The following is an 18,948-nucleotide window of genomic DNA, read 5'->3' on the forward strand; positions in this document are numbered from 1 at the left end:
AATTTAAAAGGGTTGACGGTCTTGGAGATGGAGAGTTATCTGTATTTAAAAGATGAAAAAGTTAAAAAAGTACAATACAAGGATTCTTACGCACATTTAATAAAGAAATTTCCATCGGCAAATAGAAATATGGATAGCTATATAATTAATAACGCTCTAAATGACAAAGCTGAAGGAAAAGCTGTAACATTTTTATTTGTAAATGAAAAAGAGGATCTATTGTATGGTTATTATTCGCGATTTGCCACATCTATCAATTATAGTGATGATGAATCAGGCGAATTTTTAGGCATACCATCTGTAGAAATAAAGTGTTTTGCTATTAATGAATCATACTCAGGTAAGCCGTGTGAGGAAACCCCTAGCGGTAGAAAACTTAATTATAGTGATAGATTATTGATAGAAGTGTTAATGGATATTAAACATCTAGCAAATAATTATATGGGAATTGAAGCAATAGTACTTCGTTCTACTGAACGTGCTTTTAATTTCTATTCACGTAATGAATTTGAACCTTTATGGGGGACACAAGATTTACCATATGATGAATTTTCTAAGGATTGCATAAAGATGTATCTAACATTAACTGAATAACTCTTTAACATCAAAGCGGTTTTTATCTTATTAAGGTAAAAGCCGCTTTTTGCTATCCATTTTTAAAGAATAGAAATCTTAAGGGATTTTTAAAATAACTAGGTATCTCCAAGCTTATACTAAATAAATTTTAATTGTTCTAACGCTAAAGAGTTCGTAAGAACTCCGTTACATAGAATAAAAACAGACAGAAAATAGATAAAATAAAATGGGATTTATGCACACTTGTTGCGAAATGAGAACGGATAAATAGATTGAAAATAAGTATTAAAAGGAAATTTAAAAGAGACCTACAACGATATTCAGTCATTTGTGATTCATAGTACACTTTAAGCACGAGATTAAGAAACAGGCCTCCAGTTCTTTATCCTGGTTTGGAAGGGGAGACTTGTAAATATAAAGTGGGAAAGGCTAACCATAGACCGCTAACGAAAACCGCTACTCTCAATAACACTGAATTCAGGTTATTTGCTTAATAAATAGAAGAAGGCGAAATTTTAGATTCAGCAAATTAGCTTTCTCACTTATAGTAGAAAATACAGTAATTTAACGGAGTAATTGTTACTATATGAAGAAACAAAAGAAATGGTTCCTTTGTAGTGAATCGAAAATATGGATAAAAATATATCTTGTGAAAAACATAAAGGGTGTTTATAATCGACTAGACACTAGAAAAAGGGAGCACACACAAGGAATGAAAAAATACGGAATGCTGTTAATGGCGTTACTTTTATTGTGGGGAGCATTTCCAACAATGTCTCTTGCTGCGCAATCAAAAACGTTTGATACAGACTTATCTACATATTTAAAAGAAGTAAGTAAAGTTAGAGGTTCAGAAGTAACAAGAGATGACATAGAATACGCTTTGTATTCTTTTGATGAAACATTATCACTGGATGATTTTGAAACAATTGAGGAGCTAAAGGATTTCCTTGGTGAACCAATTGCATCTGATTTACATAATTTAAATGGTATTTATATGGATAATAATTTAACCGAAAAAAGCCTTAAAGAACTGCTAAGAGAAAACGGTTTAACTATAGATGATTTCATTTTTGAAGAAGATTTATATTACGCTGTTTACCTTTATACTGAAGGTTCTGTAGAAGTATCAAGTAATCATTTAGAAGGAATAGGAGAAGCACAAGATTTCAAAGAACTAAATGATCTGTTGGGTTTTTTACAAGATGAATTTGGCCTTACTGTTGAAGAAATGGATCGTATTAAAGCACATCTCTCTTCTATAAATGATGAGTTATCAGATTTAACTACACTTTACCGCTTAGATGATGTAGGAACAAAATTAACTTCGTTTAAGCACTTAAAAACAGCCAAAGAATTAACACCAGACCAAATCGCTGAACTGCTTTCTATTTATAACGAAATAGCTTCTATTTTTCATATAAAGTCTTCTTTTGTGCTTGCACAAGGAGGTAGTGAGAAGCCTTTGTCATTCGTTAATCTAATGGATTTAGAGGAGCTGAAAAGTTCTAACCTGAAAATAAATCTATCAACTACAGAAGGTAGGTTTTTAGCTGATTTAGTATTAACGGATGATATGGTTAATTCAAATGTACTAACTGCTGCTGGCGAAGAATTACAGAAGCCTGCAGAAGAAGCAAAAAAAAGCTCTCTTAAGGCAGCAAGCAGTAAAGCGATTGGAAACAAAACAGTCGCTTTAACTACAGAAAAGGAAATGCCTGTTGCCGCTAAAAAGATTAAAACAATAGTAGAGAAAAAACAGGATGTTGCGCCTTTGTCTAAAAAAATTAAAAGTTCAAATTACAGCAAAAATGAACCAGTAGATGAAGGTAAAGTAATGCCGGAAACTGCTACTAATTATCTCTTAGCGATTATGTTGGGGGTAGCAGTAGCAATGCTAGGGTTATTGGTTTATCGTAGTGTTAAAAAAGTATAAAAAAAGGTTAGCGGATGTTATATCATCCGCTAACCTTTTTTAGACTAATTAAAGGGTTGTGATAGGTACATACAGCTTATCAACTAAAACTTGGGACCTTTATTCATCTCTACGTTTATTAACGCATCTATTCCTTGTTTAGCACCGCTAATTTCAATACTAATTGCTTCTAATTGGGAAACCTTTTGCCCAAATGTTTTAAGGAAGTCTTCTGATGCTTCTTCGAAGCTGTCGCTACCATTTCCGGATTTCCAAGTTCCAAGCTCGTTTACTAATTGTCTGAAAACGTGTTCTTCTGTTTTTACTTGATTAATGTAGTGTAATAATTTTTGATCCAATTCATCCAAAGCTTCTTTCTCTTTTAATAACTCTGCCGTTTTATCAATATTCATTTTTGTAAAACATCTGCCTTTACATAAGATTCAGCCGATTGCTTGAAATTGTGTATAAATTCCCCTACTCCTTCGGTGGACCAATCCTTAAAAACTTTTACACCCTGCAGAGCTTCATCGTGTAAAGCTGAATTTATTTCTATTCCACTTATAGGGAGAAGATCTTTAGTTGCTTGTTCAGATACACTTTCAAGTTTTTGAAGTATTTGTTCCAAATTGTTAGCAAAATTCTCTAAGTCTTTAGGGGTAACTTCGATAGTACCCGTTTCAGTAGAAAAGAATCTTGGAGAATGAGCAATTACATCTCCTGTTGAAGCTAATGTAAGAATAGGGTTATTAATATTACCGAATTCATCAAAAGTATAGTGGTTAGAACCGTGATAGTATGCATCACCACTAATGGAATCCATTAAACGAGCAATAGGAGAGCTCAAATTCTCACGATTCTCCATATCATAGGAAGTACCAATATAGTAAGTGGAACCTATATGGTTTTTGTATGCAACTATTCCACCAGCACCCACAGAATCCTTAGGGTGTACGTAGTTAACAACCTGTTTATCGTATTTTCCTTCGTTTGCTTTTTTTTGTTCTTTTTTATTTAGCAGTTTGACTACACTAGGAGATGAGTAAGTTACTGCTTTGACATTGTTCTTTACAGCAGCGTAAGAAGCTAATGCGCCACCAAGAGAATGTCCTGTTAATGAAATGTTTTTATCTGGAAATTCTTTGAGTACAGCTTGTACTAGTTTATCAGATTGATCAAACTGGTTTGAAACTTTTGTTTCAGTTTTAACTTCACCGTTTTCGTTCTTTACGTTAAAGCCCATTTTGTTTCGTACAGGCTCATCTACAGCTCTACCGCCAACAATATAATCTATATCAGTAGTTAAATCTTTAAAGCCTGGGCCAATTAGTTCTCCACCCTGAGTTCCTCTAAAAGCGACAACTACATCATCTCCACTCTCATAAACGACTGCATCAAATCCAGTCTCAACATCGTGAAGCTTGAAGTTTTTATTACCGACTATCTTCCAGTTTCGTTCACCATCTTTAAAGCTAGAAGTAAATGTTTTAAAAGTTTTTTTCTGATAGGCGAAATCACTTAAGTCGCGGTATTCTTTGTCTCTTATCTGCATAGATTGATTCACCTTTCCTTTTTAAGTTATAATACCATTATATAAAAATTACCAATGCGGGGCGATATGTATATGAAAAAGTTTTGTCTAATCTTTGCAGTATTTCTTATATTAGTAGTTTCAGGTTGCGGAAAAGATGACGAAATGAGCAAAAAGGATATAGTGCAAAGAGCGTCAGACGTAGCAGTAGAGTACATAAGAGTAAAAGAAGATAAAGATTTTGTAGTAAAAGATGCTGAGTTTTCAAGTGCCACAAATTCAAGCATAGTATTTGTTTATGGTTATTACAAACCTGAAAAAGATAAAGAGGTAGTTTTAATGGTGGATTCTGCTGATGACTATAAAATAACAGGTGTCGGAAGTAATTAGAAGGATCTTCTAGAAGTATCGCTCACGAAAAAGATTTTCAATTAATAGATTGAAGGTCTTTTTTTATTTGCTTATTTTCCATAAAAATAGTATTTGGTGCTATCATTCTAAAAAATTGGAGGAACAACAAAATGAATGAAATTAGTACAAAAGAAATTAGTTCAATGGAAAAAGTGAAGAATATATTTAAGGATGTATATAACCAAACAGAAGAAAGCAGAGCGGTTTTCTTAGATGAAATTAGACGGTTAGAGGCAAGAGTAACAGTTTTAAGAGAAAATATGCCTAAGCCCCTAAATTGGATTACAGAGTTTATTGAGCCCATTGCATTGCTTTTAGTAAACGAATTAAAAGTAAACCATTTTAAGATTATAGAAACAAATGATATTCAGAAGAGTATTGAACTTATCTTCTTTAACAGTGATGACGACTTACAATTGGAACGAGAACGTTACAAGATAACTCTAATTCCTGAAGATTTAGAGAATGGAATAATTTATTACAAGACTGGAACGACAACTGATAAAGATTATAAAGAGGGTACTATAGGAGCCTTAAATAATATGAAGGATAAAACTGCTCCGCTTCCTTTGGATGAGACAGAAGAGGTTGTAAACATAATAAGAAATTTGTAAATGCTTAAAAGAAGCAAAACTTTGGTTGTGCTTCTTTTTCTATGTTTTTTAATCTAAAGAGATGTTTAATGGTAAGGTGTTAAAAAACAAAGGACTGAATTCAATGCTTAAAACAATAACAGAGAAAGAAAGAAAAATGTATTTATTTTTCGGTGAAGAAGTATTAAATCAAGCTATTGAAAATATAGAAAACTACAATCGCATATACCGTTCTTTAATAAATGGTGAATTTGTGTTTAAACAAGATAATGGCTTCTATAGAGAAGGTCTAGTTCATCCGGATTCTACAGGAGTATTCAAATATCAATTTTCATTCTTTGATAAATATGGCCCAATTGGAGATTTTAAAAGAGATACATTAAAGGAAGTAGCGGAATCTATAATGGAATATGGTTATATTCCTATGTTAGAAGAAGATGTGCAGCTACTTAATAGTTCTGAGGCGGTTGCCGATTTTAAAATCCCTAGTTTCTATTGCCCGCTAATCAAGGAGAAGAAGTAGAAGTAAGTAGAACGTAAATTATCAAAAGAAAATTGCATTAAATAGCAATTTTCTTTTTTACAAAATAGACTAGTTATGCTCTAAGATAGGCTTATTCATTGAATTTTAAGCATACGTGGAAATATAATGAAATATAATCACAATACATATACTAGAAAGTAGGGAGATTATTCTTATGAAAACGTTAAAGCGTGAAGAGATAGATGAAAAATATAAATGGAAGTTAGAGCACATTTTTAAGAATTTAGATGAATGGGAAAAAGCCCGTGAAAAGTCTCAGGAACTAGTGGAGGAATTAAATGCGAAGAAAGATTCAATCTTTGATTCTCCTGCTAGTTTATTGTTCTTCTTAAAACTGACAGACGATTTTGACCTCATTTTTGGCAAGGTTGCTTCTTATGCACACCTAAAAGGCGATGAAAATACAAAGGATTCTAAGCCTCAAGAACTTAAACAAAAGTTACAATCGATTGGTAGATCGTACTCAGTATTATACTCAGTATTTAAAACTTCGCTTCTTTCACTTGAAGAAGAAAAGTTAGAGTCTCTCTTTAAAGAGGAAAAGGGTTTGCTCTTTTACAAAAAATTTATTGATGAGCTATTTCGTTCTAAACCACACACTTTATCTCCAGAAGAAGAATTTATTATGGCTCAGGCTTCAAGATTAAATTCAGCTGGAAAAACTTATAACGCATTTACTAATGCAGATTTGGTGTTTCCGACTGTTAAAGATGAAAAAGGGGAAGAAATACAGTTAACGCAATCTAACTATACAAAACTTATGGAGAGCAAGGATAGAAGCGTAAGAGAAAATGTATTTAAAGAATTTTATAGTGTATTTAAGCAATATGAAAATACATTAGCGGCTACTTTCTCTGGTTCTCTTGAAAAAGATACATTTTACTCACAAATAAGAAAGTACAATTCTTCTTTAGAAAGATCGCTGTTTGCTGACAATGTGCCTTTAGATGTATATAACAACTTAATAAAAACTGTAGAAAACAATGTACCACTAATGGAAAAGTACTTAGAATTGAGAAAGAAAATGCTAGGTGTAGATGAACTTCATATGTATGATTTATATACACCGTTAGTAAATCTAGATATGGAAATACCTTATGAGGAAGCTTTTGAAACTGTTAAAAAAGCCCTAGCGGTGTTTGGTGAGGAATACATTTTAGAGCTAGAAGAAACGTATAACGGTGGATGGATTGATGTTTATCCTAACGTTGGTAAAAGATCAGGCGCATATAAATCCGGTACATACGGTGTAAGACCGTATATTTTGTTAAACCACAAAGACAACTTAAATAGTATGTTTACTTTGTGTCACGAATTAGGACACAGCCAACACTCTGTTTATTCTCAAGCTAATAATCCAATGCTTTACGCTCAATATAGCATTTTTACAGCTGAAGTAGCTTCTACTGTAAACGAGGTGTTATTAATGAGATATTTGCTTGAAAATACAAATGATAAGAAAATGAAGCAATATCTACTTACTTATTTTATCGAGCAATTTAAAAGTACGTTATTTCGCCAGACGATGTTTGCTTCATTCGAGCAAATTACTCACGAAAAAGCAGAGAATGGTCAACCTTTAACGGCTGAGATTCTTTCAGACATATACTACAATTTAAACAAGAAATATTATGGAGATGCTGTTGTACACGATGAAGAGATAGCAATGGAGTGGTCAAGAATTCCTCATTTCTATAACGCATTCTACGTGTACAAATATGCTACAGGGTTCTCAGCAGCTATTTCGCTTTCTAAGCAGATTTTAGAAGAAGGTGAACCAGCGGTAGAAAGATACTTAAACTTCCTTAAAAGCGGAGGTAGAGACTATCCTATCGAGCTATTAAAAGGCGCGGGAGTAGATATGTCTACTACTAAACCTATAGAGGATGCTTTAGAAGTATTTGGTGGCTTAATTGAGGAACTAGAGAGCTTAATTTAAACAAAAAGAGCTAACGTTAAGTTGGCTCTTTTTTTGTCTGCTTATTTAATTAGTGTAGCTACTTTCTTTTTAACAGTTTCAAAAATAGAATAAGTAAAAAACAAATGAGGGAACAAAAGTGGCTAAACAAGTAATTGTTGTTAGAAAAGACTTAAAGATGAAAAAAGGAAAGATGACAGCACAAGGTAGTCATTCTTCTCTTGGAGTATTTCTTCAGATGATGAATAACGGGAAATCTCTAAGAGAGGAAACGCCTGAAATAGTGAACGGATCCTATACCCTTAAACTAGATGTTACTGTTGGGTCTGATTTAGATGATTGGTTACGTGGTGTTTTTAGAAAGATTACCTTGGCAGTCAATTCCGAAGAGGAGTTAATGGATATCTATTTTAAAGCAAAAGACAGAGGGCTACCTGTTGTTCTTATAGAGGATAGCGGTTTAACTGTTTTTAATGGCGTTAAAACGAAAACTTGCTTGGCGATAGGACCTTATAATTCAGAAGAAATAGATAAAATAACTGAACATTTACCTTTAATGTCGTAGGGTAAACTTATCAAACTGATATTTCACTTATTTAGTAAATATCAGTTTTTTTAATTTATATTATGTCAAAAGGGGGAGTGTGATATGAACAAAAGTATTTATGATGTAATAATTATTGGAGCGGGTCCAGCTGGTTTAACGGCAGCTTTATATGCATCTAGAGGAAATATGAAAACTTTAATTATTGAGAGATGTATATATGGGGGGCAAATGCAAAAGACCGAAGAGATAGAAAATTATCCGGCCTTCAAAAAAATATTAGGACCTGAGTTATCTCAGCAAATGTATGATCACGCAATTCACTTCGGAGCCGAATATGCTTATGGAATTGTTAGCTTAATAAAAGAAGAAGGTCTATATAAAAAAGTAATTGCCGATGATAAAGAATATATAACAAAAACTATAATTATAGCGGCTGGTGCCGATTACAAAAAGTTAGGTGTACCAGGAGAAAAAGAGTTGTCGGGACGAGGAGTGAGTTATTGTGCAGTATGCGATGGTGCATTCTTTAAAGGAAAGGAAATAGTAGTGGTTGGCGGTGGGGATTCCGCTGTAGAAGAAGCTAATTATTTAACAAAATTTGCTGATAGGGTAACCCTTATACACAGAAAGGATAAATTAAAGGCTCAACAAATTTTACAAAATAGAATACTTAACAACCCCAAGATAGATATAATTTGGAATACAGTAATAGAAACTATTAACGGAGACGACAAGGTATCTAGTTTAAAAATAAAGAACGTAACAAATAACGAAATAAATTCCTTCAGTTGTAACGGTGTCTTTATATATGTGGGGATGAATCCTTTATCGAATCCTTTTAAAAAACTAGGAATTACTAACCCAGCAGGATGTATTCCCACAGACGAGAAAATGGAGACTAAGGTTAAAGGTGTATATGCAGCTGGAGACATAAGGGAGAAATATTTAAGACAAGTGATTACGGCATCTGGAGATGGAAGTATTGCTGCTCAAAGTGCTCAACAATATGTAGAAGAACTAGATGGAAAATTAAAATCTCTAAAATGAAAAGTTGTTGTTTATGCTAGAACAATATGAAAAAGCGCCTATGTTTTTTAGTAGGCGCTTTTTGTTGTTTTAAATTCTAAAAGCTGTTGCCTTAAATACAGTTGTTAGTTCTTTAACCAGACCATCATACGAATTACTTGGAAGGGATCTAAAGCACATACAAGAAATGTCACAACAAAAAAAGTGCCCGCTGCAATAAATTTTAAAAAGCCTAATTCGTTTTTAGCAAATGCTACAAAACTAAAAATGGTACCTACCAGCATTGCTATAAATCCAATCATAACTATGGGCTCGTTAAACTTGGTGCTTAGGTAATTAGAAAGAAGCAGAGCGAATCCAACTATACATAATCCAACAGATACGATACTAAACGTCTTCAATCATATCCCCTCCTTATTTATCCTCATTATACCATTTTATTACTTTTTATTTATCTGTAATTTTAGAAAATAATGGGTCTTATAATTTTTTTATCTTTTTTCTAAAAAAATAATTATCCTCACTATAATCAAAGGGATAAGTAATTTTTCTACAAAACTTAAAAATATTACCTTGCTAAAGGTGAAAATAAATTTATGGAGGTGATTTTGATGCCACTAGAAGAAATCGAGAGAGTATTTGTTGTAAATGCATTACCAGAAGATTTAGTGCCGTTCGAAAAAAAGATGGTGTATCAAAATTATTTAATTTCAACTGATGAAAAAGAAACTAGAATTCGTAGACAGGTTGAAGAAGGTAAAGAAGATAAGTGCGATATAACGATTAAAGAAGGTAACGGTTTGACGAGAAAGGTAGTTAAAAAAAGAATTAATGAACAAACTTATTTGGAATTAGAAAAAAATATTCCAGAGAAGTATGAACCTATTATAAAGTTCAGACAGTTCTTTGCTCTTGGTAATTCTCAAGTAATGATTGATGATTTTGTAAATACAAAAGATCCTCTATTACTTGCTGAAGTTGAGTTTGATACGAAGGAGGAGGCAGCAGAATTCATTCCTCCATTATGGTTCGGGAAAGAAGTAACTTATGACGATAACTTTAAAAACAAAAACCTTTGGAAAAAACTAAATCAAGATCTAATTTTTAATAAATAAAAAAAAGAGCGGCATTCTAGCTCTTTTTTTCTTTTTAATATAAAAACTACTATATAAGATCATATATTTTATTCCTGAAAATTTACTAATTGAAGAGGTGAAAGCATTGGAGTTAATTAAAGAATACTTTTCTAATTTAGGTATAACCCCTGTAAGAGAAATAAACAGTCGCTCATTAAGTAGCATTTATACAGCTATAAATTCATATGCTGGTACAACTAACTTTAAAAATGAATACATAGCTGCATTATTCTCTGAGCGTTTAGGTGGTTTTTATATAAATAACTGGGAGTTGCCTCAAGAAGAAGAAGAATTAAGAAATGAATTAAGAAAGACAATTATTATGTATTATAAAAAGTCGGGACCAGAAGGAAGCATAGATTTTTATTTTGAAAACTTTAGTAAAGAAATCATTAGTGACTTTAGAAATACATATCTCTTTTCTTATCTAGAGCGCACTAACGCTCCAGTGGTTTTAAAATGGTACTTTATTTCAGAAGTAGAGAGAAAAGAATTAATTAGACAAACAATTTATCATTATGCTTTAGATTTATCTTATAAACAAAAATTATTTAATAAACTGTCCACGGAGTTTGCAAAAGTAGTAAAAGAGGAAATGGAAATACATAGAATATAAATAACACTTAGTAACTCTAAAAGTTAAATTAAACCTGTGAATTTATCTTAATTAAGAAAAAGTTGAAAAAGAGGTGTATAAAGTAAGAAAAAAGGAGAGGCGCATTTATGGAAGAGTTTATACTAAATGTACTAAAAGAAGTTCCGTTAGACGATCTTATATATACCGCTATGACAATTTTAGGACAAGGTTTACGTTCAGCGTTAGTTCTTTTAATGGTTCTTGGTATGACCTTATATGGGCTTTGTTGGTTAATAAATCAGGTAATTAAATGTGTATTTATATGGTGTTGGGAAAGAGCTAAAAAAATAGATATTAATTTCTTTAGAGATAAAAGTTATTTGCTGCTGTTAAAGGAGAAAAAGTAGATATTAAAAGCATATTCCAAGTGATATGCTTTTTTTGAGAAAATATAGTTGTAGAAAAAGTAGTAGATACGATATAATCACTTTTAATTGGTTAATTTTCATAATATGTTTATTAATGGAATTTAAGGAACCGTTTAAATTAGGGAATGAGATAAATGAAAAGTGGGGGATGTTTTGGAAAAGGTAGGTTGGGGATTATTCAGCTTAGTAATTGCTGTATTATTGGTTTCAACATTTTCAAACAATGGTAGCACAGTAAAACAAACACAACTTTTTAAACAAAAAGAATTTGGTTTAATTGATACATATAAAAGCTGGGAAAACTTTGCTAATGAAATGAATATATCTAAAAGAAACTCTAAAATTCAAGACTTTGAGTTGGTTGTAAGTAAAAACAATAAGATACATTCCTTAAAATTTAATGTAATAGAAGAAAGTACTAAGGGTTTCTTTTTGTATCAATATAAGCAATGTATAACCTGTGAAACGAAAGAGGAAAACAAAGTTACTATTGTAAAAGATTCTGTTGATAGTTGGAGTGGATATTCTAAATTAATAGATGCAAAAGACTTTTTTCGTGATCTTCAACTAGTAAAAGAAAGTCAACGAGGAAAAAGTAAATACGAATATAATTTACTTCGCTCCTCTGGCCGCTATGATGAAACAGGATTAGAAGGTATATACTATGCCTTAAATGGTTCAACATTCAGTGAAATAAAACCTCCAACTAATAAACAGAACTATGTGGCTTTTAATATACAAATGGTTGGAAATGAATATTCTGATGATTTTTCTTCAAACGCTGATAACACTAAAACGTTTCTTGTTTCTGAGTATGAGCTTAAAAAATATGATTAATAGATATAAGTTTGGTTTACTAAGCGGTAGATAGATCTTTATGATGTCTACCGCCTTTTTATTAAATTAAAAAAGCAAAACCGTTTATAGTTTTGCTTCTTGCTTTTACGTTTATATTTAGCTTTTTACAACTTCTTTAATTGCAAATTCAGCTTCTATTTCTTTAAGTCCTTTTACTTTATTGCTGTTGTTGTACATTTTTTCAAAGTTAATATAACCAGGAGTAACTGGAGCCCCTTGAAAGTCCTCCGTGTACTCAGGGAACTCCACATAAGGAATCCTACGCCATTTGAAAAGTGGGAATAACTTAGGGTTAAACAAAGCAACACCGTACTTAATTTTGTTTGCTTTGGCGATAAAATACAATGAGTACAATAATCTTACTGTATTATCAAATCGGCCTTCCTCGCATAATGCAAATTTATCTATTTCAATGACGTATCCGTAATTATTCTTTATTTCTTGTAAATGTCCAAAATTATAAATTTCATCACATTCATTGGTTTTATTGTTTTTGTATAATGAGAACTGAAATGTCCCAACATCAAAACCGTTAACGTCTTTTAATATAAATTTTTCTCCTTCTTGAGAATAGGTGACTTCAAAACCTTGTTCTTCCCAAACCTTGTCTACTATTTTTCTAAAGCGGTTTATATGTTCGAGGTTATTTTTATCTACTTTCTCAAACAATGTATCCATTCCTGTATATTGCAATTTGTCAACAGACATAATAAATTCCTCCATAGAATTACTAGATTTTTAAATCATCAAGATTCTACTTAGGAAACTTATTTTGTGTGTAAAAAATGGAAAAAGTTAAACGTATAAAAAAAGCCATTCTACTTTTAAGCAGAATGGCTTTTAAATATTAAAATCTACCTTTACGCAATGTTAACTTAATTCCTCCAATTTTAAAGAGGTATCGAGCATCAATTACTTTTTTCATTGTAACAGCGGGAAAACCTTTTAGTTTCTTGCCGAAAACAACGCCTACAGCGTATTCTCTACCAATAGATGCTACTGTTCCTTTAATAGAAGGTTTAAAAGGCTTTAAACGGTCTTTTTTGCGTATAATTGATACTAAGTTGTGTGCAAGTTTTTCTCCCATCTGCATAGAGATTTGAGCAGTAGGGGGATATGGACGATCAGTTTCTTTGTTAATAAATACAGAACAGTCACCAATAACAAATACATCGTCAAACCCTGGAGCTTTTAAGTAATCATCAACTTTTACGCGTCCTCTTCCTGATTCAAAACCTGATCGCTCAATAACAGAGCTACCACGAACACCTGCTGCCCAAACAACTGTGCCAGTTTTAATAACTGTGCCGTTATCTAGTTTTACGGAATCCTTAGTACAATTAGTAACACCTGATCCTAATTGTAGCTCAACGCCTTTTTTCTCCAAGTATGCCGTAGCTAATTCAACCAATTCCTCTGCAAAGCCTGGGAGGATAGAAGGGTGGTGTTCAACAAGAACTAGGCGAACGTTACTTGGTTCTACTCCATATTTTTTGCATAATTGTGGCGCAGAATAAGCTAATTCGCTAATGAATTCAACCCCTGTGAAACCTCCACCGCCAACCACAAACGTTAAGTCTTCTGGTTTAGCGCTCTCTGAAAATTGCTTAAACTTATTTTCAATATGTAAATTTAGTTGCAATACATCATTTATGTTCCATTTGCCAAAAGCGTGCTCTTCCAAGCCTTTAATACCAAATGTTTCAGGTTCTGCACCTAGTCCAACTACTAGATAGTCATAATTAACAGATCCATTCTTTAACTCTACTTCTTTTTTTGCAGTATTAATCTTTATAACTTCATCCTGTACAAATTTAATCTTAGTTAAGTCTAAAATTTCATCAAGAAATATTTGTGTTTTTTCAAATGGGAAAGTACCCGCTGCAGGCTGGTGGAGTTCTGTAGTTAAATAATGATAATCATTTTTATTAACTAGAATTACCTCTGCTTCATTCTTTTTTAAACGTTTTTGTAAGGTTTGTGCAGTGAGAATACCGCCATACCCAGCACCTAAAATCACAATTTTAGGAATTGACATATATGTTCACCTTCTTATGAGAAAAAATGTTGTTTACATTACTGTTTCTAAATGTTGATTTTAATTTGTCAAAGAAAAGGGAAGTTTTTGTTAGGGGTTTAAGAAAAAAGATATAGATATAATTGAAGAAATATAGAATCGTATTTTGAACAATTAAGCTAAATGAGTGGGTTTTGTTAATTGAATATGGAAAGAAATAAAAATTTGAAATAGAACGTTTGTAGAATTTAAATACACATTGTTAACTATGTTCCAAATTAACACGATTAACTCTTAAGAGCTAAAATGACTCGTAATTAAAATGGTGTAAAAAAACAGTGTTCCAAATTTACAAATACTTATTTGTTTAGCAAATTAAAAACTATAAAACCTATATTATATGCATACAAAATTAGTTATAGAACCCCTTGGTGAAAAAAATAGAAGAAAAATTTTGTTATCCGTGTCATAGCTTGAATGAAGCTATGGTTAATATATGTAAAAAAAACACTAAAAACCCTGCGTACTAAAGAAGAAGCGTCCATACTATAAAAAATTAAAGGCTCTTATTTTTACTTTCCTTTTTATATAACGTTGAATGTTTGCTTATTCTTCGTCAGAGCGTTAGCCAAAAGTTAGTTTAATTATTTATTCGTAAAGAAACTAAACATTAATCACCAATAGAAAAAAATAAAAATTGTTTTGAATATATGAGAGAAAAATATTAAATTAGTTCAGAAACACTTTATATAGTCTAAAAAACAATAGCTATAACTAAAAAACAAAGCAAATATTAAAGAGTTTTTATCAAAATTAAAATAATATTTCTGTTAGGTATAGATGTAACGTACTTTCTTTTATAGACAACGGTAAATTGAGAAGAAATGTAACTTTATATACGAAAAAACACTGCAATTGTAAATAGCAGTGTTTTTGTTCAAAGTTTCTATTAATTTTATAGGAATTTTTTTAACTCTACGCTAGCCATCGAAGGAATAGAAGGGGTACCTTGTGGGAAATTAATATACTGAGTTAGTCTATTAGGAACCACTATAGTATGAATACCGGCTCCAGTAGCGGCTTTATAACCATTTAAAGAATCTTCAAATGCAATAGCTTCGCTTGCTCGAACGCCTAATCCTTTTAATGCTTCTAGATACACTTTAGGGTTAGGTTTTTTAGTGCCTACAATATCATATGTTTTAATAACGGAAAAATAATAATAAAAATTAAACTGTTTTAAGAATTTTTCTACCCAATCTAAAGTAGAGCTAGTAGCTAAACCAATACTTAAATTATTTGTTTTTGCATATTGTAAATATTCCTCTACACCTTCACGTGGTTGAATACTCTGAACGTTTTCTTTAAAAAAACGTGTCGTTTTTTCTAAAAAAGAAGGACGATCAATAGGGTGTCCCACCTGCTTCTCGATTAATTCTAGATACGGAACCTCGGATATTCCTACTGCAAGAGCAAACTCTTCTATTTTAATTTCAATACCGAATTCTTCTTTGGCAACGCTGTAATAAGCATCAAACCATAAACTTTCAGTATCAATCATTAAACCATCAAAATCAAAAATTACTGCTTTAATCAATGTAAATCCCCCTGTAGTAAAAATATATAAACGCTACATAGAATTAGCGATTTGATTGTAGACTCTTGTTGTTAAGAGTTTTCATCATTTGGTTAATTTTTTTCTGATTAGGTTTTTGACCGCTAGATAACATCATTGAGCGGATCATCTCTTCGTTAATTCTGGAGTTTTCTTTCACATACTTTAACATTAGGTGTTTGCCAATAAAAAAGCCTGCCACAGCACTAATAAGAAATACTCCGACACCAAATAAAAGTAAATCCATAGCTATCTCTCCCAACATATAAGTTTTGTAACAGTCTACAATTATAAATTTAAGGCGAATACCCTTTGTATGTTTAGCAACATATTCGTTACTACGAGAAGAATTTATATGATTTTCTCCACAAAAAATAAATACAAGTTATAAATATATTACAAAAGAAAATTTAAGGAGGAAATTTGGAATATGAATGATTTAATGAATGGATATGTGTTAAATGGCAAAGGGGAAATGACGCTTAGTAGGATGAAGACATATGGAAAAAGCAATCTTAAAAGCAAAAAGTTCCTGAAAAAACAAGAAGCGGAAAGCGAAAGTCAAACTAAAGGTAAGCCAGAAGACAGCAAACACATTATGGTAAAGAGAGTTGATGGCTGTGGTGCAAATCAACGAACAGGGGAAGCTGCTGAATTTAGGAACATATACAGTCGCCCAAAAAAAGAAAGAGATAAGGCGGAACTTCTAAATGCAGAGAAAAAGTTTTCTTCTGATGAAAAAGAGCTAGAGTTAAACTTTGGATCAGATATTACGGAAGACACGCGAATTAACAGACGAAAGTCTAAAACAAGTCTTCCAGCGAGTATTGGCAAGGAACTCTTACAAGCTTTGACAATTACTAAAAAAAAAGCTGGAGTGCTAAACAAGTAGAAGAAAGTGAAAGTGACGATACAGCAAAAGAGGTAGCAATACATCGTATTGTTTTCTATGGTTATTTTGTAGTCGCTTCTACAATTACGTTCATTTGTTTACGTATTAAATTTTAATATACTAAAAAAGGCTAACCTATATGGCTAGTCTTTTTACTTGTTACTATTTTGACTACTGCTAATAAATTTACTGAGTAAGAATTCAAATAAAAATATCATTACAAAAACCTCAAAAGTGCTTTTTATATACTCAGTAGGAGTGTCTCTCGTAATAACGGAAACTAAGCCTGGAAACACAATTATGCATAGCATTAAGCTTTTGGTACTATATATTCTTTCAATTGTTCGTAGCATCCGTATTTTCTCCTTTATTTTTAAAATACAGTAGTTGAAAGCTAATAAATGCTTATATTTCAATATATAATGTGTGTTGAAAAAGTTCAATACTTCCTTTTAATAACAACAAACATTTGTTAGAGGAAGAAAGACTCGCAATATAAATAGTGGAGGGTTATATATGACAACAAGTGCAATTGTTTTAGCAGCGGGTAAGGGAACTCGTATGAAATCAGAATTACCAAAAGTATTACATCAAGTGTGTGAGAAGCCAATGATTTTGCATATTATTGATAAGTTAGATGCTATTGGAGTGCAAAAGGTTATAGCGGTAGTAGGGCATAAAGCTGAAATAGTAAAAGAGGTAGTAGGCTCCAGAGCAAAGTTTGCGGAACAAACTGAACAAAAAGGGACTGGGCACGCGGTTATGCAAGCAGCACCTTTTTTAAATGAGGATGGTCATACGCTAATTATTACAGGCGATACACCGCTTATTCAAGAAATGACACTTACATCATTAATTGAAAATCATATTAAAGCAAATAACGATGGAACGGTTTTAATTACTAAATTTGATAATCCTATAGGTTATGGAAGAATTATTCGTAATTCATTGGATGAAGTAGTAGGAATAGTTGAAGAAAAAGATGCAAACGAGGAAGAGAAGGTAATTAAAGAAGTCAACACTGGTATCTTTTGTTTTAAAAATAAAGCTCTAATAGAAGGTATTCCGCTCTTAGATAATAATAATGTACAGAGTGAATACTACTTAACAGATATGGTTTCAATCTTCAATAGACAGGACAAAAAGTTTGGTTCATATTTATTAGCGGATAGCGAACAAGTAATGGGTGTTAATGATCGTGAGCAATTAGCTCAAGCGGAATATATTATGAAAAAATATAACTCTGTCTCAGTAAGTGAGGAAGAGATTAAAAAGTTTTCTTAAGTGCAGATATAATTCTGCGCTTTTTTTTCTGTTTAAGGAATCCTTAATAAAAGTTTATAAAGAGAAAATAAAAACAATTTGTTCCATTTTAATTAAAAAAAGTTATTATACCTTAATGAAGAGGAGGGGATAAAATGAAGCGTTACTTGGAATTGGGTAAGTATCTTATTAAAAGCTTCGCCAAAGAAAAGGCGGGTTCAGCTATTCTAGAAATAGTAATTATATTAGCTATATTTGGTGTATCAGCTGCTGTCATTACCCCTATTGTTAGAACTCAATTAGCAGAAACATATGACAGTGAATCAAAAGATATCACATTTGGGGGAGAGAGAGGAGATGCTGTGCTCACAGCAACACCGCAAGCAAATTCTTTAACGGCTGTAGATACATCGCCTTCTATAACTAATCAAACTGCAAAAATATTTAGATTTGATGGTAGCACATACTTACAGTTACCTAAACGTTTAACTACCTTTGGTTCTAGTGATTTCACCTTAGAAGGCTGGTTTAATATTATATCAGCACCAGGAGCAGACGCTATATTTGGTTTAAATGGAACTCAACCAAACGACAATATTTTATTAATGGGTGTCTGGGGAAACAAATATCATATTAATCCTGGACCGGATGGTTTTTCTGGTTTATCTTCTTCTGTAGATGCAAAAAAGAATCAAAAAATTCACTTGGCTTGGAGTGTCAAGAATGATAAATTAAGTCTTTACGAAAATGGTAGTTTAGTTTGGACAGTAGATGCGCCAAGAAGCACCTATACAAAAGAAGAAGGCCCCAAATTAGGTATGGAATATGACAATTGGAATCCTTCTGATTATTATGATGGATATATGTACGAAGTAAGGTTATATACAAAAGCTCTTACTCAAACAGAAGTGAAAAATAATATGAATGGTAACACTGAAAGAACATCGTTAGTAGGAGAATATTTATTTAATGATGGTTCAGGTAACGTGATATTAGATCACAGCGGAAACGGGAATGACGCAGTTATTGTTGGAAATTCCGTCTGGGAAAACAAATAAAAAAAGAGATGTTTCTCTTTTTTTATAGAAAAAAATTCTGCAA

Annotated in this window: 22 protein-coding genes; 15 read left to right on the forward strand and 7 right to left on the reverse strand. The window is 32.0% G+C overall.

Translation table 11 applies throughout. The annotated features are described in order from the left end of the window. Positions 1 to 21 precede the first annotated feature (21 nt). Both WKH56_RS06960 and WKH56_RS06965 read left to right on the forward strand, forming a co-directional pair. Positions 22 to 594, forward strand: a complete 573-nt coding sequence (locus WKH56_RS06960; RefSeq protein ID WP_342835035.1) for a GNAT family N-acetyltransferase — start codon at positions 22 to 24, stop codon at positions 592 to 594. Between the two features lie 694 nt (positions 595 to 1,288). Then, positions 1,289 to 2,512: a processed acidic surface protein gene (locus WKH56_RS06965; RefSeq protein ID WP_342835036.1), complete on the forward strand. Its 1,224-nt coding sequence runs from the start codon at positions 1,289 to 1,291 to the stop codon at positions 2,510 to 2,512. Between the two features lie 83 nt (positions 2,513 to 2,595). Here the strand turns inward: WKH56_RS06965 and WKH56_RS06970 are convergent, their stop codons facing one another. Together WKH56_RS06970 and WKH56_RS06975 are read right to left on the reverse strand one after the other, a co-directional pair. Beyond that, complete coding sequence (locus WKH56_RS06970; RefSeq protein ID WP_342835037.1) at positions 2,596 to 2,904, reverse strand: hypothetical protein; 309 nt, start codon at positions 2,902 to 2,904, stop codon at positions 2,596 to 2,598. Further along, positions 2,901 to 4,043 carry a Tle-like phospholipase domain-containing protein gene (locus tag WKH56_RS06975; protein WP_342835038.1) on the reverse strand — a complete coding sequence of 381 codons (1,143 nt, stop codon included), beginning with the start codon at positions 4,041 to 4,043 and terminating at the stop codon, positions 2,901 to 2,903. Before WKH56_RS06975 ends, WKH56_RS06970 begins: the two co-directional genes overlap by 4 nt. Positions 4,044 to 4,115: 72 nt before the next feature. Between WKH56_RS06975 and WKH56_RS06980 the strand changes: the two genes are divergently transcribed. From WKH56_RS06980 to trxB, 6 genes are all read left to right on the forward strand, one after another. Beyond that, positions 4,116 to 4,412: a hypothetical protein gene (locus WKH56_RS06980; protein ID WP_171777998.1), complete on the forward strand. Its 297-nt coding sequence runs from the start codon at positions 4,116 to 4,118 to the stop codon at positions 4,410 to 4,412. 131 nt (positions 4,413 to 4,543) lie between these two features. After that, positions 4,544 to 5,047: a hypothetical protein gene (locus tag WKH56_RS06985; protein WP_316910510.1), complete on the forward strand. Its 504-nt coding sequence runs from the start codon at positions 4,544 to 4,546 to the stop codon at positions 5,045 to 5,047. A gap of 103 nt (positions 5,048 to 5,150) precedes the next feature. Beyond that, positions 5,151 to 5,549, forward strand: coding sequence for a hypothetical protein (locus tag WKH56_RS06990; RefSeq protein ID WP_342835039.1), 399 nt, complete (start codon positions 5,151 to 5,153; stop codon positions 5,547 to 5,549). A 175-nt stretch (positions 5,550 to 5,724) separates the two neighbouring features. Next, positions 5,725 to 7,509 carry an oligoendopeptidase F gene (gene pepF, locus WKH56_RS06995; protein WP_342835040.1) on the forward strand — a complete coding sequence of 595 codons (1,785 nt, stop codon included), beginning with the start codon at positions 5,725 to 5,727 and terminating at the stop codon, positions 7,507 to 7,509. 118 nt (positions 7,510 to 7,627) lie between these two features. Then, positions 7,628 to 8,053, forward strand: coding sequence for an aminoacyl-tRNA hydrolase (pth2, locus tag WKH56_RS07000; protein ID WP_342835041.1), 426 nt, complete (start codon positions 7,628 to 7,630; stop codon positions 8,051 to 8,053). Positions 8,054 to 8,137: 84 nt separating this feature from the next. Then, positions 8,138 to 9,082, forward strand: a complete 945-nt coding sequence (gene trxB / locus WKH56_RS07005; protein ID WP_342835042.1) for a thioredoxin-disulfide reductase — start codon at positions 8,138 to 8,140, stop codon at positions 9,080 to 9,082. Positions 9,083 to 9,186: 104 nt separating this feature from the next. Here the strand turns inward: trxB and WKH56_RS07010 are convergent, their stop codons facing one another. Continuing rightward, complete coding sequence (locus WKH56_RS07010) at positions 9,187 to 9,462, reverse strand: hypothetical protein (protein WP_342835043.1); 276 nt, start codon at positions 9,460 to 9,462, stop codon at positions 9,187 to 9,189. Positions 9,463 to 9,672: 210 nt separating this feature from the next. Here WKH56_RS07010 and WKH56_RS07015 point away from each other — a divergent pair, with 210 nt between their 5' ends. The 4 genes from WKH56_RS07015 to WKH56_RS07030 all read left to right on the forward strand — a co-directional run bounded on the left by WKH56_RS07015 (position 9,673) and on the right by WKH56_RS07030 (position 12,039). Continuing rightward, entirely contained in the window at positions 9,673 to 10,176 is a 504-nt protein-coding gene (locus WKH56_RS07015) for a CYTH domain-containing protein (protein WP_342835044.1), read from the forward strand. 106 nt (positions 10,177 to 10,282) lie between these two features. Further along, a complete protein-coding gene (locus tag WKH56_RS07020; RefSeq protein ID WP_342835045.1) occupies positions 10,283 to 10,813 on the forward strand; it encodes a hypothetical protein in 531 nt (176 codons plus the stop codon). 107 nt (positions 10,814 to 10,920) lie between these two features. Beyond that, on the forward strand, positions 10,921 to 11,181 hold the full coding sequence (locus tag WKH56_RS07025; protein WP_342835046.1) for a hypothetical protein: 261 nt from the start codon (positions 10,921 to 10,923) through the stop codon (positions 11,179 to 11,181). Between the two features lie 174 nt (positions 11,182 to 11,355). Further along, entirely contained in the window at positions 11,356 to 12,039 is a 684-nt protein-coding gene (locus WKH56_RS07030) for a hypothetical protein (RefSeq protein WP_342835047.1), read from the forward strand. 117 nt (positions 12,040 to 12,156) lie between these two features. Here WKH56_RS07030 and WKH56_RS07035 read toward each other — a convergent pair whose 3' ends face one another. The 4 genes from WKH56_RS07035 to WKH56_RS07050 form a co-directional block, all read right to left on the reverse strand. Next, complete coding sequence (locus WKH56_RS07035) at positions 12,157 to 12,768, reverse strand: hypothetical protein (RefSeq protein WP_342835048.1); 612 nt, start codon at positions 12,766 to 12,768, stop codon at positions 12,157 to 12,159. A 139-nt stretch (positions 12,769 to 12,907) separates the two neighbouring features. Beyond that, positions 12,908 to 14,098: an NAD(P)/FAD-dependent oxidoreductase gene (locus WKH56_RS07040; protein WP_342835049.1), complete on the reverse strand. Its 1,191-nt coding sequence runs from the start codon at positions 14,096 to 14,098 to the stop codon at positions 12,908 to 12,910. Positions 14,099 to 15,032: 934 nt separating this feature from the next. Then, positions 15,033 to 15,674 (reverse strand): HAD family hydrolase, encoded by a 642-nt coding sequence (locus tag WKH56_RS07045; RefSeq protein ID WP_342835050.1) that lies wholly within the window; start codon positions 15,672 to 15,674, stop codon positions 15,033 to 15,035. Positions 15,675 to 15,717: 43 nt separating this feature from the next. Then, complete coding sequence (locus WKH56_RS07050) at positions 15,718 to 15,939, reverse strand: YneF family protein (RefSeq protein ID WP_342835051.1); 222 nt, start codon at positions 15,937 to 15,939, stop codon at positions 15,718 to 15,720. A 183-nt stretch (positions 15,940 to 16,122) separates the two neighbouring features. On the opposite strand from WKH56_RS07050, the gene WKH56_RS07055 reads away from it, so the two are divergent. The 3 genes from WKH56_RS07055 to WKH56_RS07065 all read left to right on the forward strand — a co-directional run bounded on the left by WKH56_RS07055 (position 16,123) and on the right by WKH56_RS07065 (position 18,905). Next, complete coding sequence (locus WKH56_RS07055) at positions 16,123 to 16,584, forward strand: hypothetical protein (protein ID WP_342835052.1); 462 nt, start codon at positions 16,123 to 16,125, stop codon at positions 16,582 to 16,584. A 516-nt stretch (positions 16,585 to 17,100) separates the two neighbouring features. After that, positions 17,101 to 17,868 carry a sugar phosphate nucleotidyltransferase gene (locus WKH56_RS07060; protein WP_342835053.1) on the forward strand — a complete coding sequence of 256 codons (768 nt, stop codon included), beginning with the start codon at positions 17,101 to 17,103 and terminating at the stop codon, positions 17,866 to 17,868. Between the two features lie 134 nt (positions 17,869 to 18,002). Continuing rightward, positions 18,003 to 18,905: a LamG domain-containing protein gene (locus WKH56_RS07065; RefSeq protein ID WP_342835054.1), complete on the forward strand. Its 903-nt coding sequence runs from the start codon at positions 18,003 to 18,005 to the stop codon at positions 18,903 to 18,905. Positions 18,906 to 18,948 lie beyond the last annotated feature (43 nt).

Source organism: Priestia sp. SB1 (assembly GCF_038898415.1).